The organism is Roseburia sp. OM04-10BH (assembly GCF_003462605.1).
Classification (GTDB): Bacteria; Bacillota; Clostridia; order Lachnospirales; family Lachnospiraceae; genus Roseburia_C; species Roseburia_C amylophila.
Window position 1 is genome coordinate 110,619 of the sequence record NZ_QTZI01000009.1, and the last position, 18,477, is coordinate 129,095.

At 42.7% G+C, this 18,477-nt stretch carries 18 protein-coding genes, 1 tRNA gene, 1 other RNA gene and 1 pseudogene; 12 read left to right on the forward strand and 9 right to left on the reverse strand.

Annotation, left to right across the window (positions count from 1 at the left end):
- Nucleotides 1–247 precede the first annotated feature (247 nt).
- Nucleotides 248–790: an NADH peroxidase gene (locus DXB43_RS10450; RefSeq protein ID WP_022244330.1), complete on the reverse strand. Its 543-nt coding sequence runs from the start codon at nucleotides 788–790 to the stop codon at nucleotides 248–250.
- 192 nt (nucleotides 791–982) lie between these two features.
- Nucleotides 983–1,354 (reverse strand): annotated as a pseudogene (locus tag DXB43_RS10455) (Fur family transcriptional regulator); the annotation flags it as partial.
- 184 nt (nucleotides 1,355–1,538) lie between these two features.
- On the opposite strand from DXB43_RS10455, the gene DXB43_RS10460 reads away from it, so the two are divergent.
- A complete protein-coding gene (locus DXB43_RS10460; protein ID WP_117947521.1) occupies nucleotides 1,539–2,414 on the forward strand; it encodes a DUF6128 domain-containing protein in 876 nt (291 codons plus the stop codon).
- On the opposite strand, the gene DXB43_RS10465 is transcribed toward DXB43_RS10460, so the two are convergent.
- Nucleotides 2,323–2,946 (reverse strand): GNAT family N-acetyltransferase, encoded by a 624-nt coding sequence (locus DXB43_RS10465; protein WP_117947522.1) that lies wholly within the window; start codon nucleotides 2,944–2,946, stop codon nucleotides 2,323–2,325. The two genes, DXB43_RS10460 and DXB43_RS10465, sit on opposite strands and share 92 nt — an antisense overlap.
- 97 nt (nucleotides 2,947–3,043) lie before the next feature.
- Between DXB43_RS10465 and tadA the strand changes: the two genes are divergently transcribed.
- The 3 genes from tadA to DXB43_RS10480 all read left to right on the forward strand — a co-directional run bounded on the left by tadA (nucleotide 3,044) and on the right by DXB43_RS10480 (nucleotide 4,863).
- Nucleotides 3,044–3,529 (forward strand): tRNA adenosine(34) deaminase TadA, encoded by a 486-nt coding sequence (gene tadA / locus DXB43_RS10470; RefSeq protein WP_022244326.1) that lies wholly within the window; start codon nucleotides 3,044–3,046, stop codon nucleotides 3,527–3,529.
- Between the two features lie 33 nt (nucleotides 3,530–3,562).
- Nucleotides 3,563–3,824, forward strand: an RNA gene (gene ffs, locus DXB43_RS10475) — signal recognition particle sRNA large type.
- 100 nt (nucleotides 3,825–3,924) lie between these two features.
- Nucleotides 3,925–4,863, forward strand: coding sequence for an ROK family glucokinase (locus DXB43_RS10480; protein ID WP_117947523.1), 939 nt, complete (start codon nucleotides 3,925–3,927; stop codon nucleotides 4,861–4,863).
- Nucleotides 4,864–5,113: 250 nt separating this feature from the next.
- On the opposite strand, the gene DXB43_RS15490 is transcribed toward DXB43_RS10480, so the two are convergent.
- Together DXB43_RS15490 and DXB43_RS15495 are read right to left on the reverse strand one after the other, a co-directional pair.
- The gene (locus DXB43_RS15490; RefSeq protein WP_330417878.1) at nucleotides 5,114–5,398 is read right to left on the reverse strand and encodes a hypothetical protein; all 285 of its coding nucleotides are present in this window, start codon (nucleotides 5,396–5,398) and stop codon (nucleotides 5,114–5,116) included.
- A 100-nt stretch (nucleotides 5,399–5,498) separates the two neighbouring features.
- Nucleotides 5,499–6,044, reverse strand: a complete 546-nt coding sequence (locus DXB43_RS15495; protein ID WP_243006674.1) for a hypothetical protein — start codon at nucleotides 6,042–6,044, stop codon at nucleotides 5,499–5,501.
- Nucleotides 6,045–6,335: 291 nt separating this feature from the next.
- On the opposite strand from DXB43_RS15495, the gene DXB43_RS10490 reads away from it, so the two are divergent.
- The 4 genes from DXB43_RS10490 (at nucleotide 6,336) to DXB43_RS10505 (ending at nucleotide 11,113) form a co-directional block, all read left to right on the forward strand.
- Nucleotides 6,336–7,967 (forward strand): N-acetylmuramoyl-L-alanine amidase, encoded by a 1,632-nt coding sequence (locus DXB43_RS10490; RefSeq protein WP_243006675.1) that lies wholly within the window; start codon nucleotides 6,336–6,338, stop codon nucleotides 7,965–7,967.
- 138 nt (nucleotides 7,968–8,105) lie between these two features.
- The gene (locus DXB43_RS10495) at nucleotides 8,106–9,869 is read left to right on the forward strand and encodes a sensor domain-containing diguanylate cyclase (protein WP_117947524.1); all 1,764 of its coding nucleotides are present in this window, start codon (nucleotides 8,106–8,108) and stop codon (nucleotides 9,867–9,869) included.
- A gap of 37 nt (nucleotides 9,870–9,906) precedes the next feature.
- Nucleotides 9,907–10,266 (forward strand): hypothetical protein, encoded by a 360-nt coding sequence (locus DXB43_RS10500; protein ID WP_242988784.1) that lies wholly within the window; start codon nucleotides 9,907–9,909, stop codon nucleotides 10,264–10,266.
- A gap of 13 nt (nucleotides 10,267–10,279) precedes the next feature.
- Entirely contained in the window at nucleotides 10,280–11,113 is an 834-nt protein-coding gene (locus tag DXB43_RS10505; RefSeq protein ID WP_117947539.1) for a DUF4300 family protein, read from the forward strand.
- Nucleotides 11,114–11,269: 156 nt separating this feature from the next.
- On the opposite strand, the gene DXB43_RS10510 is transcribed toward DXB43_RS10505, so the two are convergent.
- Genes DXB43_RS10510 through DXB43_RS10520 form a run of 3 tightly spaced genes read right to left on the reverse strand, consistent with a single transcriptional unit; the run spans nucleotide 11,270 to nucleotide 13,260 of the window.
- The gene (locus DXB43_RS10510; protein ID WP_117947525.1) at nucleotides 11,270–12,178 is read right to left on the reverse strand and encodes a TlpA disulfide reductase family protein; all 909 of its coding nucleotides are present in this window, start codon (nucleotides 12,176–12,178) and stop codon (nucleotides 11,270–11,272) included.
- 34 nt (nucleotides 12,179–12,212) lie between these two features.
- Nucleotides 12,213–13,127, reverse strand: a complete 915-nt coding sequence (locus DXB43_RS10515) for a 4Fe-4S binding protein (protein ID WP_117947526.1) — start codon at nucleotides 13,125–13,127, stop codon at nucleotides 12,213–12,215.
- Nucleotides 13,120–13,260 (reverse strand): CD1871A family CXXC motif-containing protein, encoded by a 141-nt coding sequence (locus DXB43_RS10520; RefSeq protein ID WP_197420846.1) that lies wholly within the window; start codon nucleotides 13,258–13,260, stop codon nucleotides 13,120–13,122. The genes DXB43_RS10515 and DXB43_RS10520 overlap by 8 nt, the downstream gene beginning before the upstream one ends.
- A 101-nt stretch (nucleotides 13,261–13,361) precedes the next feature.
- Here DXB43_RS10520 and DXB43_RS10525 point away from each other — a divergent pair, with 101 nt between their 5' ends.
- The 3 genes from DXB43_RS10525 to DXB43_RS10535 are packed head-to-tail and all read left to right on the forward strand — an operon-like array spanning nucleotide 13,362 to nucleotide 16,192.
- Nucleotides 13,362–14,042, forward strand: a complete 681-nt coding sequence (locus DXB43_RS10525; RefSeq protein ID WP_022244316.1) for a response regulator transcription factor — start codon at nucleotides 13,362–13,364, stop codon at nucleotides 14,040–14,042.
- Nucleotides 14,039–15,181 (forward strand): sensor histidine kinase, encoded by a 1,143-nt coding sequence (locus DXB43_RS10530; RefSeq protein WP_117947527.1) that lies wholly within the window; start codon nucleotides 14,039–14,041, stop codon nucleotides 15,179–15,181. Before DXB43_RS10525 ends, DXB43_RS10530 begins: the two co-directional genes overlap by 4 nt.
- Nucleotides 15,182–15,232: 51 nt before the next feature.
- Nucleotides 15,233–16,192 carry a cation diffusion facilitator family transporter gene (locus DXB43_RS10535; RefSeq protein WP_158561576.1) on the forward strand — a complete coding sequence of 320 codons (960 nt, stop codon included), beginning with the start codon at nucleotides 15,233–15,235 and terminating at the stop codon, nucleotides 16,190–16,192.
- Nucleotides 16,193–16,266: 74 nt separating this feature from the next.
- Here the strand turns inward: DXB43_RS10535 and DXB43_RS10540 are convergent.
- Nucleotides 16,267–16,352: transfer RNA gene (locus DXB43_RS10540), tRNA-Ser, on the reverse strand.
- 181 nt (nucleotides 16,353–16,533) lie between these two features.
- Between DXB43_RS10540 and DXB43_RS10545 the strand changes: the two genes are divergently transcribed.
- Nucleotides 16,534–18,447: an OPT family oligopeptide transporter gene (locus DXB43_RS10545; RefSeq protein ID WP_117947529.1), complete on the forward strand. Its 1,914-nt coding sequence runs from the start codon at nucleotides 16,534–16,536 to the stop codon at nucleotides 18,445–18,447.
- Nucleotides 18,448–18,477: the final 30 nt, after the last annotated feature.

Consider the following 18,477-nt stretch of genomic DNA (forward strand, 5'->3'; position numbering starts at 1 on the left):
GGAGAAGCTAATGGTATGACAGTCTATGATAAAATGGCTGAAACGTAGTAAAATAGGGCTTTTGAACAATACATTATAATCTGATTCCGGCGTTTGCAAGCCAAGTGTTATACAACAATCATGCAATTATGCAATCACTTTATATTTTTTATATTCGTATTTTTATTCGCATGTTATGGAATACAAAAAGGATAGACAGTTCATGAACCATCTATCCTTAAAATGCTTATTCTATACGGTTTTAAGATTAACCAAAGTATCTCTTTAACAGACCCTCAAAAGCTTTTCCGTGTCTTGCCTCGTCTCTAGCCATCTCATGAACTGTATCATGGATTGCGTCGAGGTTAGCAGCTTTGGCACGTTTTGCAAGGTCAAATTTACCAGCAGTAGCACCATTTTCTGCATCTACACGCATTTCCAGGTTCTTCTTTGTGCTGTCGGTTACAACTTCACCAAGCAGTTCTGCGAATTTTGCTGCATGTTCAGCCTCTTCAAAAGCTGCTTTCTCCCAGTAAAGTCCGATTTCCGGATATCCTTCTCTATGTGCAACTCTTGCCATTGCAAGGTACATTCCAACCTCAGAACATTCTCCTTCGAAGTTTGCCCTTAAATCAGCAATGATATCTTCTGGAGCACCCTGTGCTACACCAACTACATGCTCAGCAGCCCATGTCTTATCACCTGTCTGTTCTTTGAATTTCTCAGCCGGAGCCTTACATACCGGGCAGAACTCCGGAGCACTTTCACCTTCATAAACATAACCACATACTGTACAAACAAATTTTTTCATTTTAAAATCTCCTTTTCTTTTTATAAATGTATTTATATATCAATAATAGTAATTGTTACTGATATTAAATTAGCATAATTATTTTTAAATGTCAACTGTTTTTTTTGAGATTTTCTGATTTCGTTTTTCTTTTTTATTTTCTGCAAAATTGGTTGATTTATCCGGCAGAGAACCGGATTTATCCAATAACTTTTTACATTCCGGACAAAGTCCGTAGAATCTGGTAATATGTCCCTCAATCAAACCGGCAAATTCCTCTGCAGCAATAACGTTAATCAGATCAATGTTTTTCATTTTTAAATCGAGGACGGAATTACAGTTTGTACAGAAGAAGTGGTAATGAGGTTTCGGATTACCATCAAAGCGGTCCGGCCCATTTTCCGTTGAAATCTTTTGAATCTCGCCTAAATCAGCCAGGAGAGAGAGATTGCGGTATACCGTTCCCAGACTGATGTTGGGATATTCCTGCCGGATATCGGAATAAACTGTTTCGGCAGTCGGATGGTCGGTACGTCCCATCAGGTTATTCTTAATACTTTCCCGTTGTCGGCTAAATTTAATCATATATTCTCCTTAACAAATAATAATAATCGTTATTGATTTCAATATAATTCTTAAAAGGAACTTTGTCAAGGAGAAGTGTAAAGTAAAAATCTGCATGTATGGGAAGTATAGGCTAAAAATCTGCATGGAATCTTAGAAGATGGAATATGATATAAGGAACAAAAAGATATAGGAAGGAAAGGTTATGCCGCAGTTTAAACGGTTCGTTGCATATCTTTATTATTATGAAAATGATACAAAGGAATATCTTGCCGGATTTGCCAGAGTAGAAATGCGCGGAGACATCTGCAGATTAGAGATACATTTAAAAGGAACAGAATATGCGGGGCAGGAAGGAAAGGTAAGCCTTTTTATCCGTAGGGAAGGAAAAATTCTGGCTTTTCCGGTGGGTAATATGCGGCTGATGTCCCAAAGCTCAGATTATAGTGGAAGGATTTCTGATGGTGAGCTGGGCGATGAAACCTGTCATATACAGGATGTCTGTGGAATTCTGATTCAGCCGGCAGATGGTAATTTTTATGGCAGCCAGTGGGACAATGGGGAGATACATAAGGAAGAAATAGAAATGCAAGCTGCAGAAGAGCCGTCTCTTCAGACTGAGGAAGTGCCGATGCACCATATTTTCCCGGAACAGATAAGCATGGAAAAAGGAATCCAGGAAAGAAGCACGCAGGAAAAAGGCACTGGGGAAAAAGAGGCCTCCATCTGGGAGCACTGGGAGAATCTGAAGCAGAAAATGACGATCCTGCATCCTTTTGAAGGAGAGAATATAACCTGCGTTCATATGGAACTGCAGGATTTACGGGAGCTGCCACAGAAATACTGGTGTCTTGGGAATAACAGCTTTCTTCTGCATGGTTTCTTTAATTACCGGTATCTTTTCTTCGGAGAACAGGTGACGCCGGAAGGACGAGAGCTGTTCTTGGCGGTGCCGGGGGTTTATCAGAAGCCGGAAAAAGTAATGGCGGCTATTTTTGGTTTTCCACAGTTCCGGACGGAAAAGCCGTGCCGGCAGTTAGAGGGGAGTTTTGGCTACTGGTATCGCCGGATGGACGAATAAGGGCGAACCGGATATGGTCTTCCCATTTTCCCTGTATCAGGGCATATTCCCTGGCGACACCTTCCTGTTGGAAATCAAGGGATTCTAGCAGACGGATGGAAGCGGTATTTTCCGGCATGACGGCAGCTTCTATCCGGTGCAGATGAAATTCTTCAAACATAAGCTGAATACCAAAAGCAAGGGCTTCGCGGGCGTATCCTCTGTGCCAGTATGCAGGGGAAAAGCGATAGCCGGTCTCACAGGAATAGTAAGTAGAACGGTTGATATTGCGGAAGCAGATGGTGCCTATGATTTCGTCGGGATTTTCCCTGCGGAATATATAGAAGCGGATGAGGCTGTGCTTTAAGGTGAGACTCAGCTCACAGTTCATCAGGGTCTGCTGGTAGGCCACCGTATAGAACTGCTCCGGGTGTATGGTTTCATATGGCTCAAAGACATTCCGGTTCTGCTTATAAAACTGAAGAACTGCAGGGGCATCATCTTCCCCTAACAATTTCAGGATTAAGCGGTCTGTTTCATAGATAAATTTCATGTTATTAACTCCTGCAGCTGGTATAAGAATACCTTTTTGTTACGCTCAAAATATGCTATTATTATAACAGAGAAAAGAGTAAAAGTCAGGAGTAAACATGGAACCGGAGATAAAATATATGAAAGCCGCCCTGCGGGAGGCAAGGAAAGCAGAAAAATTAGAGGAAGTTCCGATTGGCTGCGTGATTGTGCAGAATGATAAAATTATTGCCCGGGGCTATAACCGGCGCAATACCGATAAAAATACACTTTCCCATGCGGAACTGACTGCCATTAAAAAGGCATCAAAGAAGACCGGGGACTGGAGGCTTGAGGACTGCGTGATGTATGTGACCTTAGAACCATGCCAGATGTGCGCGGGAGCCATTGTGCAGTCCCGTATGAAAAAGGTGGTAATCGGAACTATGAATCCCAAGGCTGGATGCGCCGGTTCAGTGATGAATCTTTTGCAGGTGGCAGCATTTAATCATCAGGTAGAGATAGAACGGGGTGTATTAGAGGAAGAATGTTCGGACATGCTGTCGGAATTTTTCAGACGGTTGCGTGAGAAGAAGAAACAGCAGAAAATGAAGGCAAAACCTTGACAATCCGGCATAAAATAGGCTATAATTTAGATTCCGAGCAGCCGGGGTGGCAGCGGTGCCCTGTACCAGCAATCCGCTATAGCTGGGGTGATATCCTGTCTCGGGTTTGAAATTGTAAAGCAGCCCTGAATAAGTGGCGTTGATGTCTGGGTCTTACGCAACAGGAATCTGTGAACCGGGTCAGGTCAGGAATGAAGCAGCCCTAAGCGGAAGCTCCTGTGTGCCGTAAGGTCGCCTGGACTGAGTTGGCTGTTCAGGTAACGTTTGCAACGAGAATTCAAAACAGGATGCTCGGTTTTTAATGCATAAAATTAAAAAATATAATATAATAAAGATAAGGGTTCTTCATAAGAAAGTCGGAGAGAAGAAAATTTAACATAATAAAGGAGATAAAGATGAAGAAGTACGGTTTTGGCGTAGACATTGGTGGAACCACCTGTAAGATCGGATTATTTGAGACCAGCGGAAAAATGCTGGATAAGTGGGAAATCCCAACCAACAAGGCAGATAATGGCGGACATATTTTAGATGATGTGGCAGCATCCATTGACGAGAAAATGAAATCAGCATCCATTGCAAAAGAAGATGTGGAAGGAATCGGCGTAGGTGTTCCTGGCCCTGTATTAGAAGATGGCTCTGTTTCCGTATGTGTAAACCTCGGATGGGGACAGGTTCAGGTTGCCGATGAATTAAGCAGTAAGACAGGTCTTCCGGTTAAAGTAGGAAATGATGCGAATGTAGCAGCCCTTGGCGAGATGTGGCAGGGCGGTGGAAAAGGTTACACCGGAGTCGTTATGGTTACGCTTGGAACCGGTGTTGGCGGCGGAATCATTCAAAATGGCAAAATTATTCCGGGCGCAAACGGAGCGGGCGGCGAAATTGGACATATTACCGTCAATACAGAGGAAAAAGATACCTGCGGATGTGGCAGACATGGCTGCTTAGAGCAGTACGCATCAGCTACCGGAATCGTTCGCATGGCGAAGAAACTTCTGGTTGAGAAAGATGATGAGTCTTCCTTACGCGGATTTGAACCGCTGACAGCAAAGGATATCTTTGATGAGGCAAAAAAAGGAGATGCTCTGGCATTAGAGGCGGTAGAAATCTTAGGCGAGACACTTGGTATGGCGTTATCTAATATTGCCTGTGTCGTTAATCCACAGGTATTCGTAATCGGTGGCGGCGTATCCAGGGCAGGAGATATTTTAATTGATACCATAGCAAAACATTTCAAAGAGCATGCATTTGCATCCTGCAAGGACACCAAGTTTGCACTGGCATCCCTTGGAAATGATGCCGGAATGTACGGCTGCGTGCAGATGATATTAGACTAAGAATCAGATGAATCGAGAAACATGCTTTGCGAGATTCTTTCGTAAGTAAGTGAAAAGCCTCCGTCCTGGGACGGAGGCTTTTCTTGATTTATTGCGAGAACCAAAGGGCTCTCTGGAATCTTAAAAAAGACACAAAGTCCAGTAAAAAGAAAGGGAGACTAAATAATTAAAAGATGATTAAATAATCATAATACGCGTTCTAATTCGTATTTCTTATTCAACAGAAGTACATCAGCCCTTGCACCCGGGGTCAGGCTGCCGATGGTTTTCTCCATTCCAATGCTCTTGGCAGGGTTGCAAAACGGCCTTTTTTGTATACAGTTTGTCCGCCAAGTTCATAAGTACCATCTGCCATTCCGGTTGCACGCATGGCATCGCTGATTAAGATGACGCGGTCATCTCCAAATATGCGGAAAACGCTACGGATAACGGCTGGATGGATGTGGATGCCATCACAGATAATTTCTACCATTGTATGTGGGGCATCAGCAGCGGCACCCACAATACCCGGGTCACGGTGATGGAATGCCGGCATGGCGTTGAACAGATGAGTTGCATGGCTGGCACCTGCTGCGAAGGCCTTTGAGGCAATTTCGTAAGAAGCAGTAGAGTGTCCAAGAGAAATAGCAACTTCATCATGGATTTTTTTCGATAAATTTGTCTGCTCCCGGAAGTTCCGGAGCGATGGTAATTAACCTTATTTTGCCACTGAATACTTCTGACAAGCGGCGAAATACGTCTATACTAGGGTCGCAGAGGTAACTTTCTTTCTGGGCACCATTCTTTGCCGGGGAAAGGAAAGGTCCTTCCATATGGATATCGGCTACATAGGCATGGTTTCCGTCATCCGGTACACCGGAAACAGTTTCAAAGATTTCCATAAGCTGGTTTTCCGGTAAAGTCATGGATGTTGCACAGAAGGATGTAACACCGCAGGAATGCAGGTAAGCTGCAATATCGGAAAGTCCGTCTGTATTTGCGTCACAGAAATCATGACCCTTTGCACCATGGATATGCACATCAACCAGTCCCGGAATCACATAGCTGCCTTTGGCATCCAGAATTTCCTCGTTTTCGGAAACCGGTTTGTCTACGATTGTATGTGTAGCATCATCGATATATAAGTCTTTTTCATGGAAAGTGAAGTCATCACCCCATACAAGACCGTTTCGGATAATCATTCGAATACCCCCTTAAATCAATCGGAAAAATGAAAATGCTATAAAATAGACAAAATAGCCGCTCGATAGAAATGTACAGTGGCAAATATATCTTAAATAGAAATCATAACAAGCTAACACATTACCATATCAAATATGATTAAATCATAATTTAACACAGATTAAAACAGGATTAAACCAGTTTATGAAAAAATTTAAGAAATCTTAAATTGACCCACCGCGGGGGCTGCTTTACAATGAAAATAGGTTGTAAGCAATTACGGAAAACATAAGAAACAACGGAGAAAAACATTGTCTACAAGAAGAGAAAGAGAACGAAGAAAGAAATTAAGGAGAATAAGAAATGCAATTTCAGCAGCTTTTTGTGTACTGGTATTGCTGTTGGTGCTGGGAATCGTAAACCTTCTGACCGGTGTTTTGGAAAAACATCTTCCTATTATAGATGGGAATGGAGACTATACCATCAGCATACTGGAAAAGCTGTCCGGAGATAAAGAGGAGAAGGAACCGGATAAGAAGGGACTGACGGTGTGCATTGATGCGGGACACGGCGGAAAGGATAATGGTTCTGACTATAAGAACCGCTATGAGAAAGATGATACTCTTGCCCTGGCACTTGCCGTACAGAGTTATTTGCAGGAAAAAGATGTGAATGTCATCATGACACGAAGTGATGATACCTTCTTAAAACTGTCAGAGAGATGTGATATAGCAAATGAAGCGGAAGCAGATTATTATGTATCCCTGCACCGGAATACCGGAGAGGGATATGGAGTAGAGACATGGGTATACAGTGGAGCCAACGAAGAGACCATGGGACTTGCCGGAAATATCCAGCAGGGATTAGCCGGAGTTGGTGTACAGCGCGACCGTGATGTGAAGAAGGGAACCCAGAAGAGCAGTTCAAAGGATTATTATGTAAACAGCCATTCCCATATGCCGTCCTGTATCGTTGAAATGGGATTTATGAATAATGCCAAAGACAATCAGCTTTTTGATGATAATAAGGAAGCATATGCGGCGGCTATTGGAGATGCCATTATTGCTACTTATAAGACTTACCATGGTGACGGAACAGGTGGAAATACAGAAGCAGATACATCCATCGGAGATACTACAACAGGTGATACAGACACAGATGGAACCTCCGGCAGCACAGAAGACAGTACCGCCACAGAAGATACGAAAAACGTTGGAGAAGTTATTACCAACCAGCAGATTGCCAATGTGGAAGCTTTGGATGGAACCTGTCAGAACTGGGGGCAGGGCGTGAATTTTGATGAAGAGAACCGGCCGATTGGAGCTGTTTCTTATCAGGAAAAATACGGAGACTATCAGGCGAATTTTATCGGAGCAGATGAAAAGAAGATTTATCTGACCTTTGACGAAGGCTACGAATATGGCTGTACGCCGCAAATCTTAGATACTTTAAAGGAAAAGGGCGTAAAGGCAACCTTTTTTGTGACAGAGCCATATGCCAAGGCACAGCCGGAGCTGGTACAGCGGATGATTGACGAGGGACATGAGATTGGTAATCACAGCGTGACCCATCCGTCCGAGGGCCTTCCATCCCAGAGCCTGGAGCAGCAGAAAAATGAAGTCATGGAGAACCATCAGTATATTAAGGATAATTTTGGCTATGATATGCACCTGTTCCGGTTCCCGGCGGGTAAATTCAGTGACCAGTCCTTAGCAGTGGTCAATAACTGCAACTACAAGAGCGTGTTCTGGAGCTTTGCATACAAGGACTATGATGTCAATAACCAGCCAGGCGAGTCAGAAGCGTTACAGAAATTAAAAGACCGGATGCATCCGGGAGCAATTTATCTTTTACATGCGGAGTCTGCCACCAATACAGCCATTCTTGGAAGATTTATTGATGCAGCGCAGGCGGCAGGTTACGAGGTAGTGGCATTCCAGTAAGAACGGAAATAGAAGGAGAAGCCCGGCTGTTTTGATATTGTGCGTTCTGATTTTTGGGTTTATACTCAGTGCATACCTGATAACAGGAAGCAGAATGAGAAGAGAAATAAGATTTTCGGGTAGTTGTGAGGACAGAAAATGCGGATACAAAAGAGAAAAATAATATTGCCAGTCATGGTATTACTGCTTGGGATGACTGCTTTGGGAGCTGTATTATATGGAGTAGGAAATATACAGCAAAACAATAGCAGAAAAATGGCGAATCTGAATGCAATGGTATATTCTGAGCGGATAAAGTCTGATATTATACAGGAAGTTGGAGTTACAAAAGCTTTAAAGCAGCTTCTGGTCAGTGAAAATGGCAGGATTAATAAATTTTCAGAGGTGGCAGAGGATATGATGATGGGTTCCGCCCAGAGTATCCAGCTTGCACCGGATGGTGTAGTAACAGAGGTATATCCGGAAGAGGGCAATGAAGCCGGAAAAATCGACTTGTTCAATGATGCAGACAGGGGAGAAATTTCCCGTTATGCCAGAGATAACCATATTGAAATTATGCAGGGACCGTTTCAGTTAGAGCAGGGTGGATACGGAATGGCAGTACGAAATCCGATATACCTGAAAAATGAAAACGGAGAAGAAGAATTCTGGGGATTTACCATTGTAATTATCCGTGTACCGGATGTTTTTTTTGATTCATTAAAAGCACTTTCGGATTTTGACTATGATTATACGTTATCAAAGACCGTTTCCCCATGGGATACAACATATGAAGAAGTATGTAGCTCAGGAGCAATTCTGACGGATCCGGTTGCTTATGAATTTGAAGCAGTTGGAAGTCAGTGGAAACTGGAAATCATGCCAAAGGCAGGCTGGTCGAATTATGAGCACTTTTATGGACTGCTGGCTGGCGGACTGTTGATTGTTCTGCTGCTGACGGGACTTGTCTCTATGATTCTGGCTTTGGATGAGCATAAAAATAGATTTAAAAAGCTGGCTGTAACCGATGTATTGACCAGAATCAATAACAGGCATGGATTTGAGGAGCAGGTAAGACAGTATTTGAAAAAGTATCCGGAAGCTTCTTGCGTGGCAGCGCAGTTTGACATTGATGATTTCAAATTTATTAATGACATATATGGACATGAATCCGGAGACAAGGCATTACAGATATTAGCAGAAAGCATGCGGAAATCGTTCCCGGAACATGCAGTGCTTGGACGGAAAGGTGGAGATGAATTCTGCATTTTCTTAGATAATTGCACCGGCGAAGAAGTAAGGGAAAAGCTGGAGCAGTTTACAAAAAAGAAGCGTTCTTTCTGGTATGAAGGTGAAAAAGTGACATATACTATTTCCCTGGGATATGCAGAGTATCCGTTGCAGGGACAAAACTATTCACGGTTGATGCGCTGTGCAGATGCAGCACTTTATGAAGTAAAGCTTGACGGGAAAAATGGCTGTCTTCAGTACCGGGAAGGAATTGGACTTGAAATCAGAAAGCAGCTTGGATTTGCATTGAAGGATGTTTCGGAAAATCTTCCGGGAGCATTTATTATTTATAAAGCAGATAAAGAAAATGATGAAATTCTTTTTGCGAACCATGAGATGATCCGTCTCACCGGATGCAGGTCCATGGCAGAACTGCAGGAGTATACAAAAGGAAGCTTCCGTAACCTGATTGAAGAAGAAGAAAGGGAGCAGGTTGAAGAAAGTATCTGGCAGCAGATAGGGGGAGGACATTCCAATGATTATGTACACTTCCATCTGCGGAAAGCAGATGGAACCTCACTGAGGGTGCTTGACCATGGCAGAATTGTGGAAAATGGACGATACGGCAGAGTGTTCTATGTACTGATGGTGGACTGGAATTCTACAAAGCGGCATTACAGAGATGCATTTTAGAGACTGTAAAACATGATAAAAAAGAAAGAGGTATAGGATGATGAAGAAAAAATTAATCGCAATTGTAATGGGAATGGTATTTTGGGCTGGATTATTTGGAGGATGTGGCCAAACAGAGGTGAAGCAGGATAATGCAATCACAAATAGCAGCGAAGAGGGAAAAGAAGAAGGAACAGCAGAAGAAAAAGAATTAACAGGAACCATTGATGAGATAAAGGATTTTATGTTTGTTGTGACAGATGAGAATGATACGCCATATAGTTTTACTTTTGAAGAAAAACCGGAGGGATTGGAAAATGTCAGCAATGGAGATACTGTAACGGTAAAATATACAGGAACAATTTCTGAGGTAGATCCGTTTGAGGGAGAGGTATTATCTGTTGAAAAGGCAAAATAAAATCAAAATAACAATGAGATTGTCAGCAGCAATGGTATTCCTGTCCATGTTGCTGTGTGCCTGTACAGAAGCATCACAGAATCAGGAGCTGCCGGCTGCAACATATATGGGAGGAAAAGACTCCATTGCCGGGATTTGTGAAGAACTGGAATCAGCAGGAGCTTCCCATGTAGATACATTTCGGGAATGGACGACTGATTTCGCGGATACTGTCGGAAAAAATGCCGGACTGGAGGATGGCTGGTCAGATCCTGGAAAAATGAAAGCAGATATTGGAAAATGTATGGATGGCTGGGAACAGAACCATGATTATTCGGATGCTGATTGCAGAATGACAGCGTTTCTTCTGCTGGATGGTGTGCTCCGCGCAGAATCGACAGAAGGCAGCTATGAGGGTACCTACTTAATGTTTGATACAGAAGCAATAGATAATGTGGACAGGTATGAAAGCATAAAAGAGAATAAAAATATGTTCACCACACTCTATGGAGAAAAAAATGTAACAGATGGTAGCCGTCCGGAAAATACATTTTCCGATAGCTGGAAACATTATGGATTTCAAGTGGATAGTGACAGGCTCTCTCTTCTTAGCATAGTAATATATGACCCATACTCGGATGTTGTTTTTGTGGGGCATACCGGTGTTCTGATAAAGTACAGTGACTATTATTTGTTTATAGAAAAGATTGCTTTTGAACAGCCGTATCAGGCAACAAAGGTGCATAATATGGATGAATTGCTCGATATTATGTCGCTAAGACCGGAGTATTTTGGAGAAGAGGGTGAAGCAGGTCCCTTTGTTTATTGTAATGGAGAATATCTCGGAACATTAAAGAAAAATATTTAAAAAAGTAAATATTTTATAACTTATGTTGAACTGGAGTAAAAATCAGATAGATGTAATTGGCAAAAAACCGCCGCCTCATCGTTCGGGAAAGAACGATGGGCGGCGGATATCATATAACCAGAATGACTGCAATGGAACTGTAGCCACAGGGGCGTTTTATTTATTGGCACCGTCAGCATCAATTACAGATTGAATCTGTTTCATCAGGGTATCGTAGTTGTCCTGATTATCAATTCCACCGAGCATCGGATCGCCCACAATATTACCATTTCTATCGACTAAAATTGTGGTAGGGAATGCCATAATATCAGAGGCATATTTACCTGCATCAGAAGCAGAGTCAATGGAAAGATTGCGGTATGCTGCCCCCTGGCTTTCCAGAATAGCTGCAGCTTCTTTGATGGCATCCTCGTTTCCATCAAAGGTTTCTGTATTGATTCCAATTACCTCTCCTCCCATGGATTTGATGGTATCATTTAATTCATTAAGTTTTGACAGCTCGGCAACACAAGGCTTACAGCCGGTAAACCAAAAATTAACGACAGTTACTGCATTTCCGGAAAACAGGCTTTCGTCAACAGAATTACCATCATAATCCTGACCGGAGAAATTCCTGAAAGGAGAGGTATCGTCAGAATTATCCTTCTGGGAGGCATTGTCAGATGCTGTATTGTCCTTTTCGATTGCTGCTATCTGTTCCTCGATTTTTCGAATCGTTTCAATATCATCTGTAAGAGTTTTTAATTCATCTTCTGTAAATGAGTCTTTATTTGATTCGACGGCGGCAGCCAGATAGTCGGCGTAATTTCCGCTTGGATCAGCAGTACTTTTATTCATCATGCCAAATACTTTGTTCCATGCATCTTCATGATCAGCAAAGAGCTGATTCTCCTGCTGATATAAATCATCCAGCGTAGTATTGGAACTGCTGGAAACTTCAGAGCCGGCTTCGGTCTGGGTATCGCGGGAAGCTTCTGTGTTTGAAGTTCCTTTTCCGCTACAAGCTGTAAACAATAATGCTGTACAGAGGGTAAAAATAGAAATAACGGTTCTTTTTGTTTTCATGAATAATTTCTCCTTTGAATAATTGATAATAAAATTAATGGTTACTTTTTTGAATATTGTTGTCTGCGGATGCTCTTTTTTCGCATGGCATGCCCATAAACTGATAGTGGATGGCATCTTTAGGGCAGGCTTTTATACATGCTCCGCATCGTATGCATTCCGGATGATCCGGGGTCTTGAGCACATCAACATCCATTTTACAGGCATTGGAACACTGACCGCATCCGACACATTTACTGTTTTCAACCTTAATTTTAAGAAAGCTGACCTTGTTAAACAGTGAGTAGATTGCCCCGAGAGGACAAATCCATTTGCAGAAGGGTCTGTAAAACAAAATACTTAACACAACAACTGTAATTAAAATAAGGCATTTAAAAGAAAATAGCTTTCCCAGTGCAGATCGTATGGCAACATTTCCCAGTGAAAGAGGTATAGCCCCTTCCAGAACGCCTTGAGGACAAATGTATTTGCAGAAGAACGGATCCCCCATCCCAATGGAGTTCGTTACAAACATTGGCAGAAGTATAACGAAAACAATAAGGATAAGATATTTCAGGTATCTTAGTGGTTTCAGCCGGGCTGTAGAAAATTTTTTCCCGGGAATTTTATGGATTAAATCCTGAAACCATCCAAACGGACACAAAAAACCACATATAAATCGCCCAAGTGTCACACCGAGTAAAATAAAAAATCCTGTTATGTAGTATGAAAATTTAAATCGCGATGAACCGACAACTGCCTGAAAAGCTCCGATAGGACAGGCTCCGGATGCAGCGGGACAGGAATAACAGTTTAATCCGGGTACACATACCGTTTTAGCACTGCCCTGATAGATTTTACCCTTGAATAAATTGGGAATATGAATATTAGTAAGCAGCGTGGCAGCTGCCTGTATCCATCCACGTATTCCGGCAGCTCTTTTTGATATTATTTTTTTATTCTTATCCAATTCCGACACACTCCAGACATAATTTTATTGCTTTGCCAAGTACGGCAGCTGCTTCACCTCTGATTGCACCATAGCTGACCATAGTGATACCGGTGATAAGCAAGGCAATTTGAGATATTTTTTGACACTTCAAGATATTGTTGCTCCTTTCATTTATTGAATTTATTGACCTGCTGACCTGGGTATTATACAATAGCAGTTGTAAAATTTTTGTTAAGAAACAGGTGAAAGCTTTTGAGATTATTAATAGTTGAAGATGAGAAACAAATATGCGACACAATTGCAAAAAGTCTGTATGATGCCGGTTACGAGGTGGATACCTGCTATGACGGGGAAGAGGCACTGGAATGCATTCTGGCGGAGGATTATGATTTGATTGTTCTGGATCTGAATCTGCCGGGTATGGATGGAATGGACATTTTAAGGGAACTTAGACAGAAAAATGAGGAGACGAAGGTCCTGATATTATCTGCAAGAGGACAGATTGCCGATAAGGTTGAGGGACTGGATGCAGGTGCAAACGATTATATGGAAAAACCGTTTCATTTACAGGAACTTGAGGCACGTATCAGAAGCCTGACAAGAAGAAAATTTGTGCAGAAGGATATATGCCTGGAAAGTGGTGAAATTAAGTTCAATACGATAAGACGCGAGGCATATGCAAAAGGGAAAATGGTTCCCCTGACAAGAAAAGAAAATGGTATTCTGGAATACCTTCTTCTTAATCTTGGCAGACCGGTCAGCCAGGAGGAACTGATAGAGCATGTCTGGGATGCATCCGTGGATAGCTTTAGCGGCTCCATTAGAGTGCATATGTCGTCACTCAGAAGAAAACTAAAGTCCGTGCTTGGATATGATCCGGTTTTGAACAAGGTGGGAGAGGGGTATAAAATACGAGAGGAGTCCGATAAATGAGAAGAATGTCGCTGCAGTGGAGGCTTACCTGTATCATTACATTATATATTGCGGTAATATGTGGATGCCTGACTATGCTGGTCTATAAAAACGGTGTGTATTATATGGATTCCCTGCAGGAGACTGTTGATGCACAGGGAGATGGGAATGGAAATGAATCAGACGAAATATATATCAGTATTCCGGAAGACAAGTGGGACGAATTTGCAAATGATTTTTCGGTCCAGGTATATAACAATAAGACGGATTACAAAAAAAGCAGCCTGATAATTTCAGCTTTATTGGCACTTCTTGGTGGAGTGGCTACATATTTTATAAGTGGGCGTGCCCTCAGACCGATTAGAGAGTTTTCGGATAAAATCGAAGAAGTACAGGCACAGAATCTGGCAGATTCACGGATAGAAGAGAATCAGGTGAAAGAACTGAACCAGCTTAGTGCTTCATATAACAAAATGCTGGAACGCCTTTCGGATGCCTTTGAGATACAAAGACAATTTACCGCAAATGCAGCACATGAGCTTCGAACCCCGCTGTCTTTAATGCAGGTACAGCTTGATTTATATAATTCCGCCAGACATCCGGGCAATGATACAGATACTTTACAGACGATAAAGATGGTTACGGAACAGAATGACAGGCTCAGCAGGATGGTAAAGACACTTCTTGACATGAGCGAACTTCAGACGGTGGGGAGAGATGAGAAAATTGCAGTTGACGCTCTCATTGATGAAGTGCTGGCAGATTTGGAACCTCTTGCACAGGAAAAAAATATAAAGCTTGCTGGAAAATGCAAGAATACAACAATGGTCGGAAGTGATATTCTTATTTACAGGCTGGTATATAATCTTGTTGAAAATGCAATAAAATATAATCATTCAGGTGGACTGGTTACAGTTACTGCGTATCAGAAGGAAAAGCATGTTTATCTGTCAGTAGAGGATACAGGAAGCGGAATCCCGGAGGAACTACGGGAGCGCGTGTTTGAACCATTCTTCCGTGTGGATAAATCCAGAAGCAGGGAACTGGGGGGCGTAGGTCTGGGACTTGCTCTGGTTCATGAAATTGTGAGAGTGCATGATGGCAGTATAACAGTTAAGGCCAGTCCGTCTGGAGGGACGATTTTTGATGTGATTTTTTAAAGAGAATATATCTGATGTGCTTTTGAACAGCCAGGAATGGGAGGAAAGAAAATGCCGGAACGAAAAATAGTCCGTACAGCCAATGAAGATTTACCGGTAATTAAGGAAATGAATGCAGCCAGTAAAATGAAACTGGAAAAAAGAATGATAAACCTGTCCTTTATTGGAAGTGTACTCTTTGTAGCAGCAGAAGGAGTTATGGCATATATCAGTCATTCCCATGCAATACTGATGGACTGCGTATTTGATGTGACAGATTTAATAATGATAGGACCGTTTCTGGTGCTGGTGCCACTGTTGTACCGGCCGGTAACGGAACGCAGACCATATGGATTTTCCCAGGTGGAATCTTTATTTCTGGTAATCAAGTACAGTGTACTTTTAGTAGTTACCATCCAGCTTTTAATCGACAGTGTGCAAAGCATCCTGCATGGCGGACATATGGTAAATGCCAGCCAGCTTGCAGGCTTTGAGTTTGGTGTGTTTGCCGGCTGTCTTATCATCTATTTTCTGCTTCATTATTTCAGTAAACGGTATGCATCCGTAGTGGTAAAAGCGGAAATGTATAACTGGAAACTGGATGTAGTCAGCAGTTTTGGCGTATCCGCCGCATTCTTCGGACAGTTCCTGCTGCAGAAGACACCGTACGAATGGCTGGCACCGTACATAGACCCGGTAGTAGCAATTGTGATGGCATTAATCTTAATTGTAGAACCGGTGAAAATGATATTGCATGGACTCAGGGAGCTGGTGCTCTTTGCACCGGAGCAGGAAGTTATGGATCAGATACGTTCCATTGCAGAACAGTATATGCAGACCTGTTCCTATACGATAGAATTTTTGGATGTAATCCAGACCGGACGAAAAACCTGGGTGGAAATATACATAGACAGTCCCAATGACATTATTACAATGCAGTCCCTCACCAGAATCAGAAATGGAATCCGGGAGGAATTAAAGAAATACTTCGATCAGATTTATGTGGAACTGATACCGGATCTGCCGGAGTAAAAATAATACCGGACACAGGTGCCGGAGCGTATAAAAAGTGCCGGTGGAAAATTCCACCGGCACTTTTTATGAAACGGAGATGGCGGGATTCGAACCCGCGTGCCCCGGAGGGCTAACGCATTTCGAGTGCGCCCCGTTATGACCACTTCGATACATCTCCAGATAAAAAAGAGTGCATACACTTTGTTGGATTCGTGTGGTAAAGTGTTTTGCACAATAACATATATATCATACAATATTTTCCTGCCGGATGCAAGCAGATTTCATTGACAGACCCGGCAAATGCCCGTATAATATTATTTATATTGGTTATAGTGACCATAAGTAGGAGGATTAGACAAATGAATAATGAAAAAGAGTTCAAGCCGTATATTCCGGCAGACAAAGTTTTGCCGGAGCTTACGCCAATCTCTATTATTCTGGGTATCCTGCTGGCCGTAGTTTTCGGTGGAGCAAATGCATACTTAGGACTTAGAGTAGGAATGACAGTGTCGGCATCCATACCGGCAGCGGTAATTTCCATGGGAATTATCCGCGTAATTTTAAGAAGGGACTCCATTCTGGAGAATAACATGGTACAGACCATCGGTTCTGCCGGAGAGTCTCTTGCAGCAGGAGCAATCTTTACACTTCCGGCTCTGTTCATGTGGGCAGAGGAAGGTGGCACAAGCATGCCATCTTTAGTGGAAATCGCATTGATTGCATTAATCGGTGGTGTTATCGGAGTTATGTTTATGATTCCACTTCGTAGTGCGTTAATCGTACAGGAGCATGGAAAGCTTCCTTATCCGGAAGGAAAAGCATGTGCAGAAGTGCTGGTAGCCGGAGAAGAAGGCGGAGCAAAAGCAAGTACCGTATTTGCTGGTCTGGGAATTGCAGCAGCATACAAATTCATCACAGATGGTTTGAAAGTATTCCCGAGTGAAGTGACTTATGAAATCAAATCTTACAAGGGTTCCGGAATCGGAATGGATGTACTTCCGGCACTTCTTGGAGTTGGTTATATCTGTGGAGCCAGAGTATCTTCCTACATTTTTGCAGGTGGAGTAATCGGCTGGTTCGTACTGATGCCGTTAATCGCACTCTTTGGCGCAGACCTTACCATTTTCCCGGCAAGTGTTCCGGTATCTGAACTTGGCGCATCAGGAATCTGGTCAAACTATATCCGTTACATTGGGGCAGGAGCAGTTGCTGCAGGCGGAATCATCAGTCTGGTAAAGAATCTGCCACTTATCGCAAAGACCTTCCGTCAGGCATTAAAGAGCTACGGAAGCAAAGGAAATGGCGACAACAGCCGTCTCAATAAAGATATTCCAATAAATATCGTAATTCTTACGATTGGAATCATGGCTATTATCATGTGGCTGGTTCCGGCAGTTCCGGTAAGCCTTCTTGGAGCAATTATTATTGTAATCTTCGGATTCTTCTTTGCAACCGTATCATCCAGAATGGTTGGTATCGTAGGAAGTTCTAATAACCCGGTATCCGGAATGGCAATTGCAACACTGCTTATCACAACTATGATTTTAAAAGCAACCGGAACCATCGGAATGCCTGGAATGGTAGCTTCTATTGCAATCGGTTCTGTCATCTGTATCATCGCAGCAATCGCCGGAGATACATCACAGGATTTAAAGACCGGTTATCTGGTAGGAGCAACACCTTGGAAACAGCAGGTTGGTGAAATCATCGGTGTGGCAGCGTCCGCTATTGCAATCGGTGGAGTATTATATCTGTTAAATGCAGCATGGAGCTATGGTTCCTCAGCAATCCCTGCACCGCAGGCAACCTTGATGAAGATGGTAGTAGAAGGAGTTATGGGCGGAAACCTTCCTTGGGTACTGGTATTTGCAGGCGTTGGTATTGCAGTAGTAGTAGAAATCCTTGGAATTCCGGTATTGCCATTTGCAGTAGGTCTTTACCTTCCGATTTACTTAAGCACACCAATGATTGTTGGTGGATTAATCCGCTTATACTTCGATAAGAAGAAGGGTGAATCTGAAGAAGAGAAGAAACACAAAGTGGAAAATGGAGTGCTTTATTCATCCGGTCTGATTGCCGGAGAGGGTCTGGTAGGAATACTCCTTGCAGTCTGCGCAGTCATTCCATTCAAGGGAGAGACCTTTGCAGATGCATTTAACTTATCTGCAATATTCGGTTTCAGTTTAGGAAACATTGGCGGACTGGTATTCTTTGCATTACTTGCCGTAACCTTAATCCTTTTCATCCGTGGAAAGAAGAAAAAAGAAAATTAAAAACAGAATAAAGTAGTTCTTGCATCTGCC